The 16050-nt window shown below is 68.3% G+C and carries 14 protein-coding genes and 1 other RNA gene; 4 read left to right on the forward strand and 11 right to left on the reverse strand.

Translation table 11 applies throughout. From position 1 onward, the window contains the following. Nucleotides 1–7: 7 nt before the first annotated feature. Complete coding sequence (locus K6142_RS11245; RefSeq protein WP_190244408.1) at nucleotides 8–193, forward strand: hypothetical protein; 186 nt, start codon at nucleotides 8–10, stop codon at nucleotides 191–193. A 255-nt stretch (nucleotides 194–448) separates the two neighbouring features. Here the strand turns inward: K6142_RS11245 and K6142_RS11250 are convergent, their stop codons facing one another. The 4 genes from K6142_RS11250 to mqnE all read right to left on the reverse strand — a co-directional run bounded on the left by K6142_RS11250 (nucleotide 449) and on the right by mqnE (nucleotide 5188). Further along, nucleotides 449–1486: a DUF429 domain-containing protein gene (locus K6142_RS11250; protein WP_223290289.1), complete on the reverse strand. Its 1038-nt coding sequence runs from the start codon at nucleotides 1484–1486 to the stop codon at nucleotides 449–451. Between the two features lie 159 nt (nucleotides 1487–1645). Then, on the reverse strand, nucleotides 1646–2506 hold the full coding sequence (locus K6142_RS11255; RefSeq protein WP_190244406.1) for a menaquinone biosynthetic enzyme MqnA/MqnD family protein: 861 nt from the start codon (nucleotides 2504–2506) through the stop codon (nucleotides 1646–1648). Nucleotides 2507–2843: 337 nt separating this feature from the next. Then, entirely contained in the window at nucleotides 2844–3968 is a 1125-nt protein-coding gene (gene mqnC / locus K6142_RS11260) for a cyclic dehypoxanthinyl futalosine synthase (RefSeq protein WP_411722709.1), read from the reverse strand. Between the two features lie 32 nt (nucleotides 3969–4000). Continuing rightward, nucleotides 4001–5188, reverse strand: coding sequence for an aminofutalosine synthase MqnE (gene mqnE / locus K6142_RS11265; protein WP_223380849.1), 1188 nt, complete (start codon nucleotides 5186–5188; stop codon nucleotides 4001–4003). A gap of 370 nt (nucleotides 5189–5558) precedes the next feature. On the opposite strand from mqnE, the gene K6142_RS11270 reads away from it, so the two are divergent. Next, nucleotides 5559–6452: a 1,4-dihydroxy-6-naphthoate synthase gene (locus K6142_RS11270; protein ID WP_190244403.1), complete on the forward strand. Its 894-nt coding sequence runs from the start codon at nucleotides 5559–5561 to the stop codon at nucleotides 6450–6452. A gap of 194 nt (nucleotides 6453–6646) precedes the next feature. Next, nucleotides 6647–7423 carry a substrate-binding periplasmic protein gene (locus K6142_RS11275; RefSeq protein WP_223290288.1) on the forward strand — a complete coding sequence of 259 codons (777 nt, stop codon included), beginning with the start codon at nucleotides 6647–6649 and terminating at the stop codon, nucleotides 7421–7423. A 509-nt stretch (nucleotides 7424–7932) separates the two neighbouring features. On the opposite strand, the gene rny is transcribed toward K6142_RS11275, so the two are convergent. The 5 genes from rny to glmU all read right to left on the reverse strand — a co-directional run bounded on the left by rny (nucleotide 7933) and on the right by glmU (nucleotide 11895). Continuing rightward, nucleotides 7933–9492 carry a ribonuclease Y gene (gene rny, locus K6142_RS11280; RefSeq protein ID WP_190244402.1) on the reverse strand — a complete coding sequence of 520 codons (1560 nt, stop codon included), beginning with the start codon at nucleotides 9490–9492 and terminating at the stop codon, nucleotides 7933–7935. 280 nt (nucleotides 9493–9772) lie between these two features. Beyond that, a non-coding RNA gene (gene ssrS / locus K6142_RS11285) (6S RNA) lies at nucleotides 9773–9958 on the reverse strand. Between the two features lie 22 nt (nucleotides 9959–9980). Next, nucleotides 9981–10244: a cell division protein ZapA gene (zapA, locus tag K6142_RS11290; protein ID WP_012612325.1), complete on the reverse strand. Its 264-nt coding sequence runs from the start codon at nucleotides 10242–10244 to the stop codon at nucleotides 9981–9983. Between the two features lie 15 nt (nucleotides 10245–10259). Then, the gene (locus K6142_RS11295) at nucleotides 10260–10496 is read right to left on the reverse strand and encodes a cell division protein ZapB (RefSeq protein WP_012612324.1); all 237 of its coding nucleotides are present in this window, start codon (nucleotides 10494–10496) and stop codon (nucleotides 10260–10262) included. Nucleotides 10497–10527: 31 nt separating this feature from the next. Next, on the reverse strand, nucleotides 10528–11895 hold the full coding sequence (glmU, locus tag K6142_RS11300) for a bifunctional UDP-N-acetylglucosamine diphosphorylase/glucosamine-1-phosphate N-acetyltransferase GlmU (RefSeq protein WP_012612323.1): 1368 nt from the start codon (nucleotides 11893–11895) through the stop codon (nucleotides 10528–10530). 356 nt (nucleotides 11896–12251) lie between these two features. Between glmU and K6142_RS11305 the strand changes: the two genes are divergently transcribed. After that, nucleotides 12252–12722 (forward strand): HAD family hydrolase, encoded by a 471-nt coding sequence (locus K6142_RS11305; RefSeq protein ID WP_012612322.1) that lies wholly within the window; start codon nucleotides 12252–12254, stop codon nucleotides 12720–12722. 208 nt (nucleotides 12723–12930) lie between these two features. Here the strand turns inward: K6142_RS11305 and K6142_RS11310 are convergent, their stop codons facing one another. Together K6142_RS11310 and K6142_RS11315 are read right to left on the reverse strand one after the other, a co-directional pair. After that, nucleotides 12931–14088, reverse strand: coding sequence for a substrate-binding periplasmic protein (locus tag K6142_RS11310; RefSeq protein WP_223380850.1), 1158 nt, complete (start codon nucleotides 14086–14088; stop codon nucleotides 12931–12933). Further along, complete coding sequence (locus tag K6142_RS11315) at nucleotides 14072–15799, reverse strand: multicopper oxidase family protein (protein ID WP_190246011.1); 1728 nt, start codon at nucleotides 15797–15799, stop codon at nucleotides 14072–14074. Before K6142_RS11315 ends, K6142_RS11310 begins: the two co-directional genes overlap by 17 nt. Nucleotides 15800–16050: the final 251 nt, after the last annotated feature.

The raw sequence follows: 16050 nt of genomic DNA on the forward strand, positions 1-16050 counted from the left end.
AACGACGATGAAGATACTGGGCCTGATATTCGTGGCCGCCGTGGCTGCTGTGCTTGGCTGGCTGCTGCTGCGCGGACTGCTGGCCGCCGCCGGGTGCGTGGTGCGCCTGTTTCTGGGGCTGCTGCTGCTGGCCCTGCTGGGGGCCACATGGTCCTTGCTGTCCTTCCTGTTCACGGGCGGGGCGGGCTGGTAGGCGGACGCAGGCTGCTGTCGGTGAGACGGCGGCAGGCTGCGTCAAGCGGGACGAGCGGGTGATGCCGCCAGTGAAAGGCGAGTCATGGAGTGCTTTGTACGGCGCGTGGCGGATGACCGTCGCGCGCCGCTTTTTTGGGGCAGGGGAGACGCGCGGCAAGATGAAAATGGAGCCGGGTGCCGGGGCGTGCAGCGTGTCAGCCGGGTAGGCGGATAGGGCCGGATAGGACAGGAGAGCGTGGGTTCGCCGGGGCGGCTATTCTTCCAGCGGAAGTCCGGCGATCCAGCCTTCCACATCCAGTTGCGCGGCGGTGACGCCGTGGGGAGGTGTGGCTGGTGACGGCAGGCCGTATTCGGGGCGCAGGGCGGAACTTGCTGCCAGCACGGCGCAGAACAGGGCATCCAGCAGGTCCGCTTCCGGATCGTCCAGCATGCGGGCGGCGTGGTCCGCGTTCCAGCGGATGGTCAGGCGGGGCAGGTGGCCAGACAGGGGGCCAGACAGGGGTGATGACAGGGGGCCAAGCTGGGGGCCGGGCTGGAGTGATGACAGGCCAATGGGGTTCGTTGGGCCGAAGGCGCTGGTCGATTCGGCCGGTTCCCCCAATCCCGCAAGATTTCGCAGCAGTTGGGTGCGTGCCTCGCGCCGGGCGGTCCGCCCGGTGGCATCGCCGCCCTTGTACGGGGCGCGGCCCATCAACTGCCGGGCCAGCCAGCCGGGGTAGGTTTCCAGCGCCACGCGGGCGTTGCCCGGCACATGTGGCAGGGGGCGCAGCAGGGGAACATGCACCGCATGTGCGGCAAGCCGTGGAGCCACGGCGTGGAACATCAGGGCCACGGGCGGGCGCACCGTGTTCATGGGGCTGGCCGCTCCGGCGCGGCGGCAGCAGGCGCGGTACAGGTACTTCTGCCCGGCGGGCCGGGCGGCGGACACCCCGCGCAGCAGGTCGCGAAAGTCGGCACGGTCCATGCCGCCGCACAGGGCGGCATACCCGGCCCAGTCGCGCGGCCAGTCCAGTTCTTCCACCAGTTCCAGCGGTTGGGCCAGCGCGGCGTCGATACCCAGCACCCAGCCTGTGCCAGACGGAACATCGCCCCCCGCGAATCCCGCGTCAAACTGCCCGCCGAACAGCCGGTCCAGGTCGTCCAGGGTGTGCAGTTCACGCAGTTCGTGCAGGGTGAGCACGGGCGGTGCGTCCGGTGCGTTCCCCGGTTCCTGCGCAAGGTCGCATACCGCCAGGGTCAGGGGTTTGCGCGGGCCGGGCGTGGCCGTGACGTCCAGCCCCAGTATCCGCAAGGGCAGCGTGCGGGCCGGGTGTGGTGTTATGGGCGCGTCTTGGCTGAATGGCGCTCCCGGAGCGCCTTGGCTGGCTGGCGGTGCGGATTTTTCGCGGGTGTGCATGGCTGGTCGCAAACGCAAAACGGCCCCGCGTCTGCTTCGCGGGGCCGCCTTGCGCTACATGCTGAAGAATTCCAGTTCCGGCGCGGCGGGTATTTCGCCCGCCTCGGCCAGCCGGTGGTAGAACAGGCGCAGCCCTTCCATTTCCGGAAAGCCCATGTGGAAGACCAGGCCGTGGTAGTACTGGCGCAGTTCCTCGCGGGTCAGCGGGCAGCCCTGCAAGGTCAGGTCGAGGATCACGTCCATGTGCAGTTCGCCCCAGTTGCGGGCGCGCTGCAACAGTTCGCACGGGTCGCTGGTGAAGCATCCCGAAGCCGCCGCCGCCCGGCTGACCACCCACACCCCGAACACGAAGGGCAGGCCGGTCCATTGTCGCCACGCCTCGCCCAGGTCCAGCCGGTACGGAAACTCCGGGTGGTTGCGCAGGCGCAGGGCCTCGTCGCCGATGGCCAGGAACGCCTCCGGCGGGTTGCCCGACGCGATGCGCCCGGTGGCCGAACCCACCTCGTAACGCACCGGAAACTTGTAGTAGTCGCGGAACAGCAGGCGCAGCAGCGCGGCAGAGGTGTGCGTCTCGGCGCTGACCAGCACCGGCTGGTCGGCCAGGTCTTCCACCGGGCGGCGCGAAAGCAGCAGCACGCTCTGCACCGGCCCCCGGCTGCCGATGGCAAGGTCCGGCACCAGCAGGTAGTTCTGCGGCCTGTGCGCATACTCCACCGACGAATTGGCCGACACGTGCAGGTCGCCGCGCGCCATCATGTTGTTCAGCACCGCGGGCGGCCCGGCCACCAGCTCGTACTCGTGCTGGATGATGCCCGACTCCAGCGGGTGGTAGATGGGCAGCACGTTCAGGTACCCGATGCGGCCCAGACGCAGCGGGCGCGCGCATGACGACGGCGTGGTGGTGGCTTTGTTCATGGCATGTATCGCGTTTGTATCCCCTGCCGGTCCGGCTGTTTTTATGCCTCCGGCGGGCAGGGGGCTTTGCCCCCTGCACCCCCATATTGAGGGGGTTGGGGCGTTTTTTGATAAAGAAGCGGAAGCCTGATGTTCCGTATCCCCCCAATTAAAAAGTTTTGGGGGGAGCTTCAGCCGTTATGCGAGTCTTCGAGCATTACGGATGAAGACAGCAGAGCGGGGTCCGGGGAGGGAGACCCTTTTACGCGTTGCGGTCGCCATCCGTAACACTCTCGCTTCGCGCTCGTGTAACGGCTGCCGCAAAGGGTCCCTTCCCCCGATTCTCCTCTTTCGCTCTTTACCCCTGTATTTCCCCTTCCACCACGGGTTGGGGCGACACGGGGGTGTAGTTCATGGTGCGTTGCACGGGGGTGAACCCGGCGGCGCGGATGCAGTTGTGGATTTCGCGGCGCGAGAGGCTGAAGCTGACGCCTGCGGCGGCCACCACGTTTTCCTCGATCATCAGCGAGCCGAAGTCGTTGGCGCCGAAGTACAGGGCCAGCTGGGCCACCTGCGGCCCCATGGTCACCCACGAGGCCTGCACGTTGTCCACGTTGTCCAGCACTAGGCGCGACAGGGCCAGCAGGCGCAGGTACGCGGGCGCGGGTTCCGGGTCGCGGTGGATGTTGGTGTGCGCGGGCTGGAAGGTCCAGGGGATGAACGCGGTGAACCCGCCGGTGCGGTCCTGCACCTCGCGCACGGCGAACAGGTGGTCCAGACGGTGGCGGGGCTGCTCCTCGTGGCCGAACATCATGGTGGCGGTGGTGCGCAGTCCCTGAGCGTGGGCTTCTTCCATGACGCCCAGCCAGCGCGCGGCGGAACACTTGTTGGGCGAAACCTGCGTGCGCACCTCGTCCACCAGGATTTCCGCGCCGCCGCCGGGGATGGAATGCAGCCCGGCGGCACGCAGCCGGGTGATGACCTCGGCCACGGTGATCTTTTCGAGCTCCGCGAAAAAGACGATTTCGGGCGGCGAAAAGGCGTGGATGTGGATGGTGGGGTAGGTGTCGCGGATCCAGCCGATCATGCCTTCGTAGAACGACAGGGGCAGATCGGGGTGGTGCCCGCCCTGCAGCAGTATCTGGGTGCCGCCAAGGGCCAGGGTCTCTTCTATCTTTCTGCCCAGTTCCTCGCGGCTCAGCACGTAGCCCTCGGGGTGGCCGGGGGCGCGGAAAAAGGCGCAGAAGCGGCAGGCGCACACGCAGATGTTGGAATAGTTGATGTTGCGGTCGGCCACGTAGGTGACCACGGGCTGCGGATGCTTGCGCAGGCGCACGGCGTGGGCCAGATGCCCCAGGGTGTGCAGCCCGGCGTGGTCGTACAGCAGGTCGGCATCGGCGCGGGTAAGGCGCTGGCCTTCCAGCACCTTTGCGGCGACGGCGCGTACGTCCGCGGATTCACCAAGGGACGAGCCGCCCGGCATGATGGGGGCGTTGGTGGCGTTGGCGGCGGCGCTCATGCCCGGACCTCCGGCGTTGCGGCGTGGTCTGTATCGCATTCGGGGCCATGCCCGTCGTCGTTCCGGATGGCGTCCGGGTCGGCCACCGGGTTGAAGTGCGAGTCGCGGCGCACCGGGGTGAAGCCGGAGCGGCGGATCATCAGTTCCAGTTCGGGCACGGTGAGCGACTGGGCGGAATCGGCCCCGGCGTCGTGGCCGATGCGTTCCTCGACGATGGTGCCGTCCAGGTCGTCGGCCCCGAAGTACAGGGCGGTCTGGGCCATCTTGACGCCCATCATCACCCAGTAGGCCTTCACGTGGGGAATGTTGTCCAGCATCAGGCGGCTGACGGCCACGGTGCGCAGCCGGTCGAGGCCCACGTGCTCGCCCACCCGTTCGGGCGGGAGCTTGAGCAGGCTGTTTTCCGTCAGGAAGGGCAGGGGGATGAAGCAGGTGAACCCGCCGGACTTGTCCTGCTGCTCGCGCAGGCGGCACAGGTGGTCCACGCGGTGCTCGAAGGTCTCGATGTGCCCGTACAGCATGGAGCAGTTGGTGCGGATGCCGAGGGAATGCGCCTCGCCCGCCACACGCAGCCATTCGTCCGCCGTGGCCTTGCGCGGGCAGATTCTTGTGCGTACTTCGGGCGCAAAGATTTCGGCGCCGCCGCCGGGCATCATGGCCAGGCCCGCGTCCTGCAGGCGGCGCAGCACGTCCAGCGTGGAGATGCCTTCCATGGCGGCGAAGTGGGCGATTTCCACCCCGGTGAACGCCTTGACGATGCTCTGGGGGCGGGCCTTGCGAATCCGTCTGATGACGTCCTCGAACCAGGCAAGGCCAAGGTCCGGGTGGCAGCCGTCCACGATGTGCACCTCGGAGAACGGGGTGCCCCTGTCGTCCAGCACGCGGTGCAGGATGTCGTCTGGCGTCAGGGCGAAGGAACCGGCCTGCCCGCGTTCGCGCTGAAAGGCGCAGAACAGGCAGCCGTTGACGCAGATGTTGGTGTAATTGACGTGCCGGTTGAGCACGTAATAGGTTCTGTCGCCGTGCAGGCGGGTGCGCGCGTGGTGGGCCAGGGCCCCCACGGCGGTGATGTCCGGGCAGTGGAACAGCGCCAGACCCTCTTCGGGCGAAAGGCGCGCGCCTTCCATCACCTTTTCGAAGGCGGTCCCAAGGCCCAGGCGGGCGTAATGGGCAGCGTCGAGCATGTGTCCTCCGGTGTGGCGGGACTGAAATGTCTTGCGGATGGTGCGGGACTGCGTTTTCGGGCCGGATCGTGTCCGAGAGGGCCTGATCTGGTCTGAACTGGCCTGTTCTGGTCTGATCTCTGGCCCGATCTGAGCGGGCAGAACCCGATGGGGGCTTGCGTCCCGCTGACGGAAGGCGGAGTATCGACCCGCCGTGGCCCCGTGTCAACACCGTGGGCACACCGGGGCGACAGCGCGCCGCGTCGGTCTTGAGTCATTTCCGCCCGTGCGCCTGGCCATTTCACCCGTCATTGCAGCACACCCGGCCCATCGGCATTCCCCATCATTCCCACCCGCCCGGCCATCCGGGCGGCCCAGCAAGGCCGCTTCCATGTCTTCGCAGACCCCGCACACCCCGGCAGATACCCAGTCCACGTCGCCCACCCCGTCGCGCACCCTGTCGCTGGGCATTTCGCCCTGCCCCAACGACACGTACATCTTCCACGCCCTGGCCAAGGGATGCATTCCGCTGCCCTGCGGATTCGACCTGTTCATGGCCGACGTGGAGGTGCTGAATGGCCGCGCCCGCGCGGGCACGCTGGACGTGACCAAGCTGTCGCTGGCGGCCATGGCCCACGTGCTGGACGACTACGTGCTGCTCAATGCCGGGGCGGCGCTGGGGCGCGGCTGCGGGCCGCTGCTGGTGGCGCGCGAGCCGTTGTCCCCCGCCGACCTGGCCGGGGCGCGGGTGGCCATACCGGGGCGCATGACCACGGCCAACCTGCTGCTTTCCCTGCACGACGTGCTGCACGGCCCGCGCGAGGAAATGGTGTTCGACCAGGTCATGCCCGCCGTGGCTTCCGGCAAGGCCGACTGCGGGCTGGTCATCCACGAAGGGCGCTTCACCTACGGCGGCTACGGCCTGCACTGCGTGCTGGACCTGGGCCAGTGGTGGGAATCCGCCTACGGGCTGCCCCTGCCGCTGGGAGCCATTGCCGCGCGGCGCGACCTGGGCGAGGCCACCATCCTCGCCGTGCAGGACGCCATCCGGCGCAGCCTGGAATACGCCAACGCCAACCCGGCGGCCTCGCGCGGGTGGATACGCGAACATGCCCAGGAAATGTCCGACGAGGTCACGGACAGCCACATCCGCACCTTCGTGAACGACTTCAGCCTGGACCTGCGCGACGAGGGGCGCGCCGCCATTCGGGCGCTGCTGGAAAAGGCCGCAGCCATCTCTGGCGGCGCAGGCAGGGGCCTGCCCGATCTGCCTCTGTTCGCCTGAGGGGCGCAACATTGACAATCACTCCGGGCCATCATAGCTCACTATGATACTGGGGGCATACTCGGCGGCATGCCGCAGGGTGAGCCCCAGGGGTCCGGCATGCCTCTCCACAGGGGGGATGGGCGTGGGGCCTGCCACTGAAAACACGCACGGCAGGGCAAGCGCCGGGGCGTGTCCTGTCGTCGGGGGAACCCATGATGCTGCCATGGGGTTTACTGACGCACCGCGCCATGGCGGCCTTGCGAAGGCTCGTGGTTCTGGTGCTGACGCTGCTGGTGCATCCGGCGGCGGGCAGTGCTGCGTCTCCCGTGGTGTTGTGCAACGACGAGCATTTTCCCCTTTCCTACCGTAACGACGCCGGACGGCCCGCCGGGCTGTATCCGGAAATCCTGCGCGAGGCAGTGCGCCGGTCCGGCGTGCAACTGGACATTCGCGTGGTCCCGTGGACGCGCGCGCTGCGTGCCCTGGAAACGGGAGAGGCGGCCCTTGGCGGCGTCTTTTCCACCACCCGCGCACGCGGGCAGTGGCGGGTCAGCCTGCCCCTGCATCTGGAGCGCATCGTGGCCGTGCTGCCGCAGGAATCCGCGATTGCCGCCGCCCGTGTGGCCGATTTGAAGCCGTATCGCATCTGCATCGTGGAAGGGTGGAACTACGGGCCGCCGCTTGACGGTGCCCAGATGGACGGTGGCTGGAACCTGGACCCCGCGCCCAGCGAGGCACTGTGCCTGCGCAAGCTTGAGGCGGGCCGGGTGCAGGTGGCGCTGGTGGGCGAGGCTGCGGCCCTGCGCCTGCCGGACCCCGCCATGCCCACACGCCTGCGCACCATGCCCGTGGGGCTGGAACTGCCGGTGCACGTGTTCTGGCCGTTCACCGTGCCGGACGAGACGGTGCGCCGCATGGACGTGGCCCTGCGCCACATGGACGAGGACGGCACCCTGCGCCGCATCGTGCAGCACTACCTGGAGCCGTGACGGCCATTCCGCGGGCTGCCGGGAATGCTCCCGCCACAATGGCAACGCCGCCGATGTCACGTGACATCGGCGGCGTTGCCATTGTGGCGGCATGCCGGTCGGGGGGGGCACTTTCGCCGACGCGGTTTTCCGTCGGGGCGGCATGCCGGTGGGGAGCCGGAGCGCAGGACGACTTTTTTGCGGTGCTCGGGCGCCGATGCTCGCGTCGGGCAGGGGGCAGGCCGTGCCCGACAAAGCCGGAAACCGCCCTGGCACGGCCTGCGCCTGCCGGTGACGGTTCCCGTCGCCGCGTGCTGCGACAATGAATCCCTGCGGTACCAGGATTCCGGGAAAGGCCATGAGGAATGGCTATCGCGTAAGGAGTATCTTCTTGCCTGCCGTTGCGCAGCCCCCGTCGTCAATGGGCGGAACGCGAAAAAGCCCGGCCATGGGCCGGGCTTTCATCGTTCTGTCGGTGAGTGAGGGGCGTGTGCGTGCGCGTGGCGGGCCGTGCGGCGGGGCCGCGCGGGCTACTTGGCGAAGCCCACGGCGCGGCGTTCGCGAATGACCGTGACCCGGATCTGGCCGGGGTAGGTCAGGTTCTTTTCGATCTTGCCCGCGATGTCCTTGCACAGCATGTAGGTCTGGTCGTCGTCCACGTTGTCGGAGTTGACCATGACCCGGATCTCGCGGCCCGCCTGGATGGCGTAGGCCTTGGCCACGCCTTCGAAGCCGGTGGCGATGTTCTCCAGGTCTTCCAGCCGCTTCACGTAGTTTTCCAGCAGTTCCTTGCGGGCACCGGGGCGGGCGCCGGACAGGCCGTCGGCGGCCTGCACCAGCACGGCCAGGGCCGACTTGGGCGGAGTGTCCTCGTGGTGGGCGGCGATGGCGTGGATGATTTCCTTGCTCTCGTTGTACTTCTTGGCGATGTCCGAGCCGATGATGGCGTGCGGCCCTTCCACCTCGTGGTCCACGGCCTTGCCGATGTCGTGCAGCAGGCCCGCGCGCTTGGCCTTCTTGATGTCCATGCCGAGTTCGGCGGCCATCATGCCACACAGGGCGGCCACTTCCAGCGAGTGTTGCAGCACGTTCTGCGAGAAGCTGGTGCGGTACTTCAGCTGGCCCAGCAGGCGCACGATGTCGGGGTGGATGCCGTGCACGCCCGCGTCGAAGGTGGCCTGTTCGCCCACCTCGCGGATCTGCACCTCAAGCTCCTGCTCGCACTTGCGCACGATGTCCTCGATGCGCGCGGGGTGGATGCGCCCGTCCTGGATCAGCCGTTCCAGGGCCATCTTGGCCACCTGGCGGCGCAGCGGACTGTAGGCGGAAAGGATGACCGTCTCGGGGGTGTCGTCGATGATCAGGTCAACGCCCGTGGCCGCTTCCAGCGCGCGGATGTTGCGCCCTTCGCGACCGATGATGCGGCCCTTCATGTCTTCGCTGGGCAGGGTCACGGCGGTCACCGTCTGCTCGCCCACGTAGTCGCCCGCGTAACGCTGGATGGCGTTGGCGATGATTTCCTTGGCCTTGCGGTCGGCGGTTTCCTTCGACTCGGTTTCGATGAGCCGGATCATCTTGGCGGCTTCGTGGCGGGTGCGCGATTCGATGTCTTCGAAAAGACGCGACTTCGCCTCTTCGGCGGTCAGGCCGGATATTTCCTGGAGGCGGCGTTCCTGTTCATCGATGCGGGAGGAAATCTGTTCCTCCATGTCGGCCAGGTGGCGTTCGCGGCGGGTCAGCTCCTTTTCGGCGGCCAGCACTTCGTGCTCCTTTTCGGTGGCCTTTTCGAGCTTTTCCTCCAGGCGTTCGCCCTGTTCCTGCATCTTGCGGTCACGCGCCTTCAGTTCGCGTTCGCGTTCCTTGAACTCGTGTTCCAGTTCGCGTTTCTGGTGAAAGATTTCGTCCTGGCCCTGGAGCAGGATTTCCTTTTTCTGGGCCTGCGCTTCCTTGCGGGCTTCCTCGACGATGCGCTTGGCGAGTTCGTTGGCATCGGCGATGCGCTTGGAGCTGATGTAGCGGTGCAGGGCATAGCCCGATGCCGCGCCGATGATCGCTCCCACGACGACGTAGATGATTTCGATGAGCCCCATACTGCAACTCCCGTTATGGTGTCGGACCAGCGTCCGATGTAGCGTCCGGCAATCGGGCCGGGCGCGCCATTGGGGCCGCGCGGGCCGCCCCCCGGAGGGGAACGGCGGTCAGTGCCGCGGCGTCAAGACGCGCCAGATCACCGTGCCGATTCCATGAGCACGGGGAAGACGGAAGCTCGGGCAAGGAGGGGACGGGCGGTCGCGTCGCCGGGGTCCGCGCACTCTTGTGCTAAACGCGGATTCCCCGACGGGCGGGCCTTGTTGGGGGCGAGGGGCATGAGCGAGCCCCGGAGCGCCGTGTGACGTGCCAAAGCAGGACCTGACTATGTCAGGGTGGGAACCTCGGGCGGGCCTTCAGGCTCCCCGGCGCGGGGCCGGGTATGCACACCGGTCCGCCGTACAGGTTCCCTGTTTTTTTCTTGTGAGGTCAGCGATGGCAAATCAATCACGCACACTCCAGGGATCGTTATGCATCCGCGCAACGGGAGTTACGCGGATTCCTCTATTTTCGCCAGCAGGGCTTCCATGCGGGTGCGCATTTCGTCCTTCTGCTGGGTAGACTGCAACAGGTCGTCCGCCAGTCCCAGAACCAGAAAGGTCAGCAGCTTCTCCTTGCTGAGCTGTCTTCCGTGGAACTTCAGTCTGTTGAACCGTTCTTCCACCAGGGCCTTGGCGGTTTCGACCCTTGCGGGGTCGGCCTCGGCCTTGAAGGAAACCTCAAGCCCCAGGACGGTGAGGTTGTAAGTACGCATGGGGCCTCGACGCGCCTAGGCGCCGCCGGTTTGGTCCTTGAGGCGGAGCAGCAGCGCGTCGATGCGCGTAAGCACCGCATCTTTCACGGTGCGCTCCTCGTCAAGGGCTTCCTTGAGGATTCGATTCTCTTCCGCCAGCGCCGAAAGGCCGCCTTCGACCTCTTCCCGAAGGCGACTGTTCTCCTCGCGCAGGGTTTCGAGCTGCGACAGGAGCGCCGTGACGCGGGTTTCAAGCAGGTCAATCAGTTCCATGTCTGTTAACTAGCCGTTTCACGGCGTGAAATCAAGAGTTCCTGCGTCGCGGCAGGGTCGTCTGGCGCCCCCGCGCGATGGCCAGCGAATCGTCCGGAACGTCCTTGGTTATGACGGAACCGGCGCCCACCAGACTGCCCGCGCCTATGGTTACCGGGGCCACCAGCGCGCTGTTGCTGCCGATGAAGGCCCCTTCGCCGATGACGGTCTTGTGCTTGTGCACCCCGTCGTAGTTGCAGGTGATGGTGCCAGCGCCGATGTTTGCGCCGGGGCCCACTTCCGCGTCGCCAAGGTAGGTCAGGTGGTTGGCCTTGGCCCCCTTGCACAGGCGGGCCTTTTTCATTTCCACGAAGTTGCCGACCCGCGCGCCTTCTTCCATCACCGCGCCGGGGCGCAGGCGGGCATAGGGGCCCACCACGCAGTCGGGGCCGATCTCGGCCTTTTCCACGTGGCTGAAGGGGTGCACGGTGGCGCCTTCGGCCACCACGGCATCGCGCAGCCAGCAGTGCGAATGGACAACGGCCGCGCGCGCGATGCGCGACGCCCCGTAGATTTCGCAGGGGCCGTATATTTCCGCGCCCGGCTCAAGCACCGCGCGCGGGCTGATGCGCACGGTTTCCGGGGCATGGATGAGCACGCGCTTTTCTATCCAGTTCAGGGCGATGCGCGCGCGCACCAACGCTTCGGACCGGATCAGCTCCGCCGGGTCGTTGACGCCCAGCAGGTTGGGGTCCTGCCCGCATTCCACGCCGATGACGTCCATGCGTTCCGCCACGGCCAGGCCCACAAGGTCGGTGATGTAGTATTCGCCGCTCTTGTTGGCGTTGGTCAGGCGCGGCAGCAGCTTTTCCACCGCGTCCATGCGCAGGCAGTAGATGCCCGCGTTGATTTCGTCCGGCTCCGGGCCGTACAGGGTTTCGTCGTAGTCCTTGGCCTCCACGATGGCCACCACGCGGCGGTTGTGGCGCACCACGCGGCCATACGCGCCGGGGTCGGGCAGGGTCAGGGTCATGAAGGCCACGTCCGCGTCCATGGCTTCCTTCAGGAAGGTGGCCACGGTGGACGTGGGCAGCAGCGGGGTGTCGCCGTTGACGACCACCACGCGGTCAAGGCCCGCGGCCTTCAGCTCGCCCCAGGCGGCCTGAAGGGCGTGCCCGGTGCCCAGCTGCTTTTCCTGCACCACGAAGCGGTGGTCCTCGCCCTTGAACGCTTCGCGCACCATGTCGGCCTTGTGGCCGATGACGGTCCACAGGTTGCCGCCGAACAGCGGCTCCAGCGCATCGTACACGAAACGCAGCATGGGTTCGCCAAGAATGGACTGCAATACCTTGGGCTTGTCGGAATGCATGCGGGTGCCCTTGCCCGCTGCCAGTATGAGAGCGCCGGTAATGGACGCCATGGTTCCTCCGTCACGAAGGGGTGTTTTTCGGGTGTGCGCGCCGGGGGGCGCGCGTCGTCCGGTTTCTAGCCCCCCGTGCGGGGGCTGTCCAGTGGGAAGGGGTGGGGGGCGGCCCGCATTGCGGGCGCGTGTCTGCCTTGTGCGGAACAGGTGCGGAACAGGTGCGGGCTGGCGCGGCGCAGGCCGGGGAAGGACGGGGTGCGCCGCGTTCCTGCGGGCGGGTCCGCACGCGTTGCCACACCCGGCGCAACCGGCTACAGGGACGGAGCGCGCACCGCGCGGGCGGCGACTGCGGGAGGGGCCGCAAGCAAGCCATGGTGCCTGCCGGAAAGGGACGCGCAACCGGGGTAGACGACATGCTCAGACTGGAGATTCCGGGCCGCGAGGCCCTTGAACTGGACCATCTGGTCCTGGACTACAACGGCACCATCGCGGCGTCCGGCGCGCTGGTGGACGGGGTGGCCGAACGCATTACCCGACTGGCCGATGAACTGGCCGTGCACGTGGTCACGGCGGACACCTTCGGTTCCGTGGCATCGGCGCTGGCCGGGCTGCCGGTGCGCCTGCACGTGCTGCCGCCCGGCATGCAGGACGAGGCCAAGCGGCGCTACGTGGCCGACCTTGGCTCGCTGCGCACGGTGACCATGGGCAACGGGCGCAACGACCTGCTCATGCTGCTGGAGGCGGGCCTTTCCGTGGCGGTGATGGGTGACGAGGGCGCCTCGGTGCAGACGCTGTGCGCCGCCGACGTGGCCGTGCGCCACATCCGCGACGGGCTGGACCTTTTGCTGCATCCGCTGCGGCTGGTGGCCACGCTGCGCAGGTAGGGAGCGTCAGGCAGCGCCGCCCTTGCCGCTGTCGAAGCCCGCGCGCGCCGTCGGTGCGGGGATGTCGATGCGCAGGGGCGCGTTGGTCCATGAAGACCGGGATGCGTCGTGGCTGCATGGCCACGGATCGTGCGGGCCGGGCTGCGCCGTGGCCGCATCGGCGTCGGCCCGTGGCAGGGACGCGGCAAGCCGTGCGCCCGCCGTCTGCCTATTGCCCGTTCAGGGCGCGCTCCACGATGCGGGCGTAGGTGCCGTCGGCCTTCATGTCCCGGATGCTCGCATCGAAATCGCGCAACAAGTGATGCTGCGCGTCCTGTCTGCGAAAGGCCAGGTGCACCGGCAGCACCGCCAGCGGGTGCGGCGCCATGGTCACCAGGGAGGTCAGTCCCAGCCGTTCACGCAGCCACAGCGCCCCTTCGCGGGTGACGATGGCCCCGTCCAGCCGCCCCCCGGCCACCTTCAGCAGGTTCTGGGCCTCGCTGCCCGCTTCCTCGGCGATGAAGGCGCCCGCCTCGCGCGCGGCGTCCAGCGTGTCGCCGTAGCTCCACCCGCGCACCACGCCCAGCCGCATGCCCCGCAGCGCGGCCAGCGGCGTTCCTCCCGCCCCCGCAGTGGCCGTTCCGTCGAATCCCGCAGGCACCACCCCGCCAGCCCCCGCAAGGGCCTCGGGAATCGTGGCGCTTGCCGGAAACACCAGATGCAGGTGCTCTTCGAACAGCGGCGCGGAAAAGTCGTGCAGCAACAGGCGTTGGGCAGTGACGTACAGGCCGCATGCCCCGATGCGCCTCCCGGCGTGGCCCCCGACACACTCCCCAGATCGTTCCCCGGATATTTTCCCTGACCGTTCGCCACCCCCTTCTCCCGCGCATTCATGGTTCAGTTCCGCCATGGCCCTGGCCCACGGGGCGGGTACCATGGTTGCCGCAAGACCCAGACGGCGAAAGGCCTCTGCCGCAAGTTCCGGATAGATGCCACGCGCGCCTGGTTGTGCGCCTTTTCCCCTGTAGGAGTAAGGCGGCAGGTCTTCATCAAACAGCACGTGCAGCGATGCGGAAGCAGGCGGGATGTGCCGGGCCGCAGGGGCGGGCGCGATGGCGACGGTCTGGGGGGCGGCAGCCCGCGTGTCGGCGGGCCGGGCTCCGGAAGCAGGGGGCAGTGCGGTGACCAGCACCGGCAGTGCCACGGCCAGCAGCAGCCAGCGGAGTTTGCCGGTCAGGCCCCGCCGGACACGCGGCCCGCTGGCGCAACCGTCCGCCCGCGCGATGCCACGGCCCATGCCCGCGCCCGTGCCCGTGCCGAAGGCGTCCCGTGCGGCAGCGGCAATGCTGTCAGCGGCGGCCCCAGCCGCCTCAGGGCACGGAGACATCCTGCACCATCCCGTCATCCAGGCATTCCAGCACGCGCGAATACAGCGCGGCGCGTTGCGTCCCGGGCGATGCATCACGAAAATCAACCAGAACCCGTACCGTTTCGCCGGGCCAGACCAGCACGGTATCCTTGATGCCGGAGTCGGTGGCCGAACACCCGGATGGGGCCACGGCCAGTGCCGCCACCTGGGGCGGGCTGTCGCGCCGCTCCAGCACCCGCAACTGGAAGCCCGACAGGTGCAGGGCATGGGGGATGGACGCCGCGTCGTTGGACAGTTCCCATGTTTCGGTCGTGCGTCCGGGCACACGCAGCGCGGGAAAGCCGTCCGGCAGGTCCGCGTCGGTGTCGTGGCGCAGGGCGAACGGCTGGCCGTTCAGCAGCCACGACGGGCGGCCCAGCACCTCGCCGCGCGAGACGTGCAGGCGACGCGGCGGTCCCTGCGGCAGGGGCGGCATGGCCGGAAAATCACACAGCCGCACGGGCAGGGGCAGGTCGTAGTCCACGCGTTGCACCACCCGCAGCCGCAGCAGGCGCGCCGCCTCGCCTTCGCCGGGGGCTCCGGCCCCGCCGGAGGCCGATCCGGCGCGGCGCATGGGGTCGAAGGGCAGGTTGACCAGATGCCATGCGTCGTCGGGGTTTGCCGCACGCAGGTCCACCAGGATGTCCGCCCGCTCGCCGGGGCCCAGGAACAGGCGCTGCAAGGGCAGCGGACGTTGCAGCATGCCGCCGTCGGTGCCCATCAGCGTGAAGGGCTGCGGCGTGCCGTCGGAGCGGGCCAGCCCCACGTGCAGGATGCGCGCGTTGCACATGTTCACCAGGCGCAGGCGGTACATGCGGGTGACCACGTCCAGCCGGGCACCGGCCACGCCGTTGACGGTGAGCACGTCGCCGACGAGGCCCGATATCCGGTCGTCCAGGCCGGGCGCGTACACCGGCACGCCGTGGCGGTCCAGGCGGCGGTCCTGGAACAGCAGGGGAACGTCCGAGGGGCCGCTGCCCGGCGCGGGCAGGCTGGCCCGAAAGGCGCCGGTGCCGCCCGCCCCCAGCGGTTCGATGTCCATGGTGGCCAGGGCGGCGCGCTCCTCCTCGTCGTCCACGATGCACAGCCCCACCATGCCCTGATGGGTCTGGCGGCCCGAAAAACCCGGCGCGATGGCGTGGTAGGGATAGATGCCCGCCCGGTTGCGCAGGGTGACGCGGTATTCGAAGCTGGCGCCGGGCAACAGCATCATCACGGGGTGGCCGCCCATGCGCCAGTCGGCGAGCAGGCCGTGCCAGCGCAGCAGGGTGGGGGCGTCCAGCCGGTTGACGAGACGCACCCGCAACGAGGCGCCGCGCTGGAGAACCAGGGTGGGATTCCAGTACGGGCGGCGGGCATGCTCGGTTTCAAGGCACAGCGGCGGTGCGGGGGGGATGTCGTCGGTGGGCAGGCGCGGGTCGGACGTGGCGGAAAGCTCGATGCGCGCCCCGCCGTCCATGAGCCCCATGAACGAATGGTCGCCGGGCAGGGGCAGGGGGGTGTCGAGGCTGGCGGCGGATTGCAGCCCGACCACGGGGCGAGGCGGTGGCGGCGGCACGGTGACCGGGCGCGGCGCGGCGGCGTTCTGCGCAGCAAGGAGGGGAACCGTGGGCGCCATGGACCAGGTTGCTCCGGCAAGCGCGGTGATTCCGGCCAGCTTCAGGAAACGTCGTCTGCCGATGCGCCGCATGGTTGCTCCCTTCGTTTCCGGTGGGGTGTGTCGCACGTGCCGGGCGGCCCGGCATTCCTCCGCGCGGCGGCCCATGGCCCGGCGGATGCACGGGCGCCGTGGAGAGTGCGCAATATCCAGAAATGTTACGGGGATACTAGCGTGGATGCCCGCGAAAGTGAAGCGCGTGCGGTATCGCCCTGCGGCGTGTTCTTTGCGCGGGGCGCGGCGCGGTGATGCCGCCGGGCACTGGCGGATTCGTCAATACGCAT

This window comes from Nitratidesulfovibrio sp. SRB-5, assembly GCF_019931275.1.
In the GTDB taxonomy this organism is placed as follows: domain Bacteria; phylum Desulfobacterota; class Desulfovibrionia; order Desulfovibrionales; family Desulfovibrionaceae; genus Cupidesulfovibrio.

Bases quoted from the DNA above. Each gene is read 5' to 3' on its own strand.
- K6142_RS11245 (WP_190244408.1), top strand. From the start codon at position 8: ATGAAGATACTGGGCCTGATATTCGTGGCCGCCGTGGCTGCTGTGCTT.
- K6142_RS11255 (WP_190244406.1), bottom strand. From the start codon at position 2,506: ATGAACAAAGCCACCACCACGCCGTCGTCATGCGCGCGCCCGCTGCGT.
- mqnC (WP_411722709.1), bottom strand. From the start codon at position 3,968: ATGCCGGGCGGCTCGTCCCTTGGTGAATCCGCGGACGTACGCGCCGTC.
- mqnE (WP_223380849.1), bottom strand. From the start codon at position 5,188: ATGCTCGACGCTGCCCATTACGCCCGCCTGGGCCTTGGGACCGCCTTC.
- K6142_RS11270 (WP_190244403.1), top strand. From the start codon at position 5,559: ATGTCTTCGCAGACCCCGCACACCCCGGCAGATACCCAGTCCACGTCG.
- K6142_RS11275 (WP_223290288.1), top strand. From the start codon at position 6,647: ATGATGCTGCCATGGGGTTTACTGACGCACCGCGCCATGGCGGCCTTG.
- rny (WP_190244402.1), bottom strand. From the start codon at position 9,492: ATGGGGCTCATCGAAATCATCTACGTCGTCGTGGGAGCGATCATCGGC.
- zapA (WP_012612325.1), bottom strand. From the start codon at position 10,244: ATGCGTACTTACAACCTCACCGTCCTGGGGCTTGAGGTTTCCTTCAAG.
- K6142_RS11295 (WP_012612324.1), bottom strand. From the start codon at position 10,496: ATGGAACTGATTGACCTGCTTGAAACCCGCGTCACGGCGCTCCTGTCG.
- glmU (WP_012612323.1), bottom strand. From the start codon at position 11,895: ATGGCGTCCATTACCGGCGCTCTCATACTGGCAGCGGGCAAGGGCACC.
- K6142_RS11305 (WP_012612322.1), top strand. From the start codon at position 12,252: ATGCTCAGACTGGAGATTCCGGGCCGCGAGGCCCTTGAACTGGACCAT.
- K6142_RS11310 (WP_223380850.1), bottom strand. From the start codon at position 14,088: ATGTCTCCGTGCCCTGAGGCGGCTGGGGCCGCCGCTGACAGCATTGCC.
- K6142_RS11315 (WP_190246011.1), bottom strand. From the start codon at position 15,799: ATGCGGCGCATCGGCAGACGACGTTTCCTGAAGCTGGCCGGAATCACC.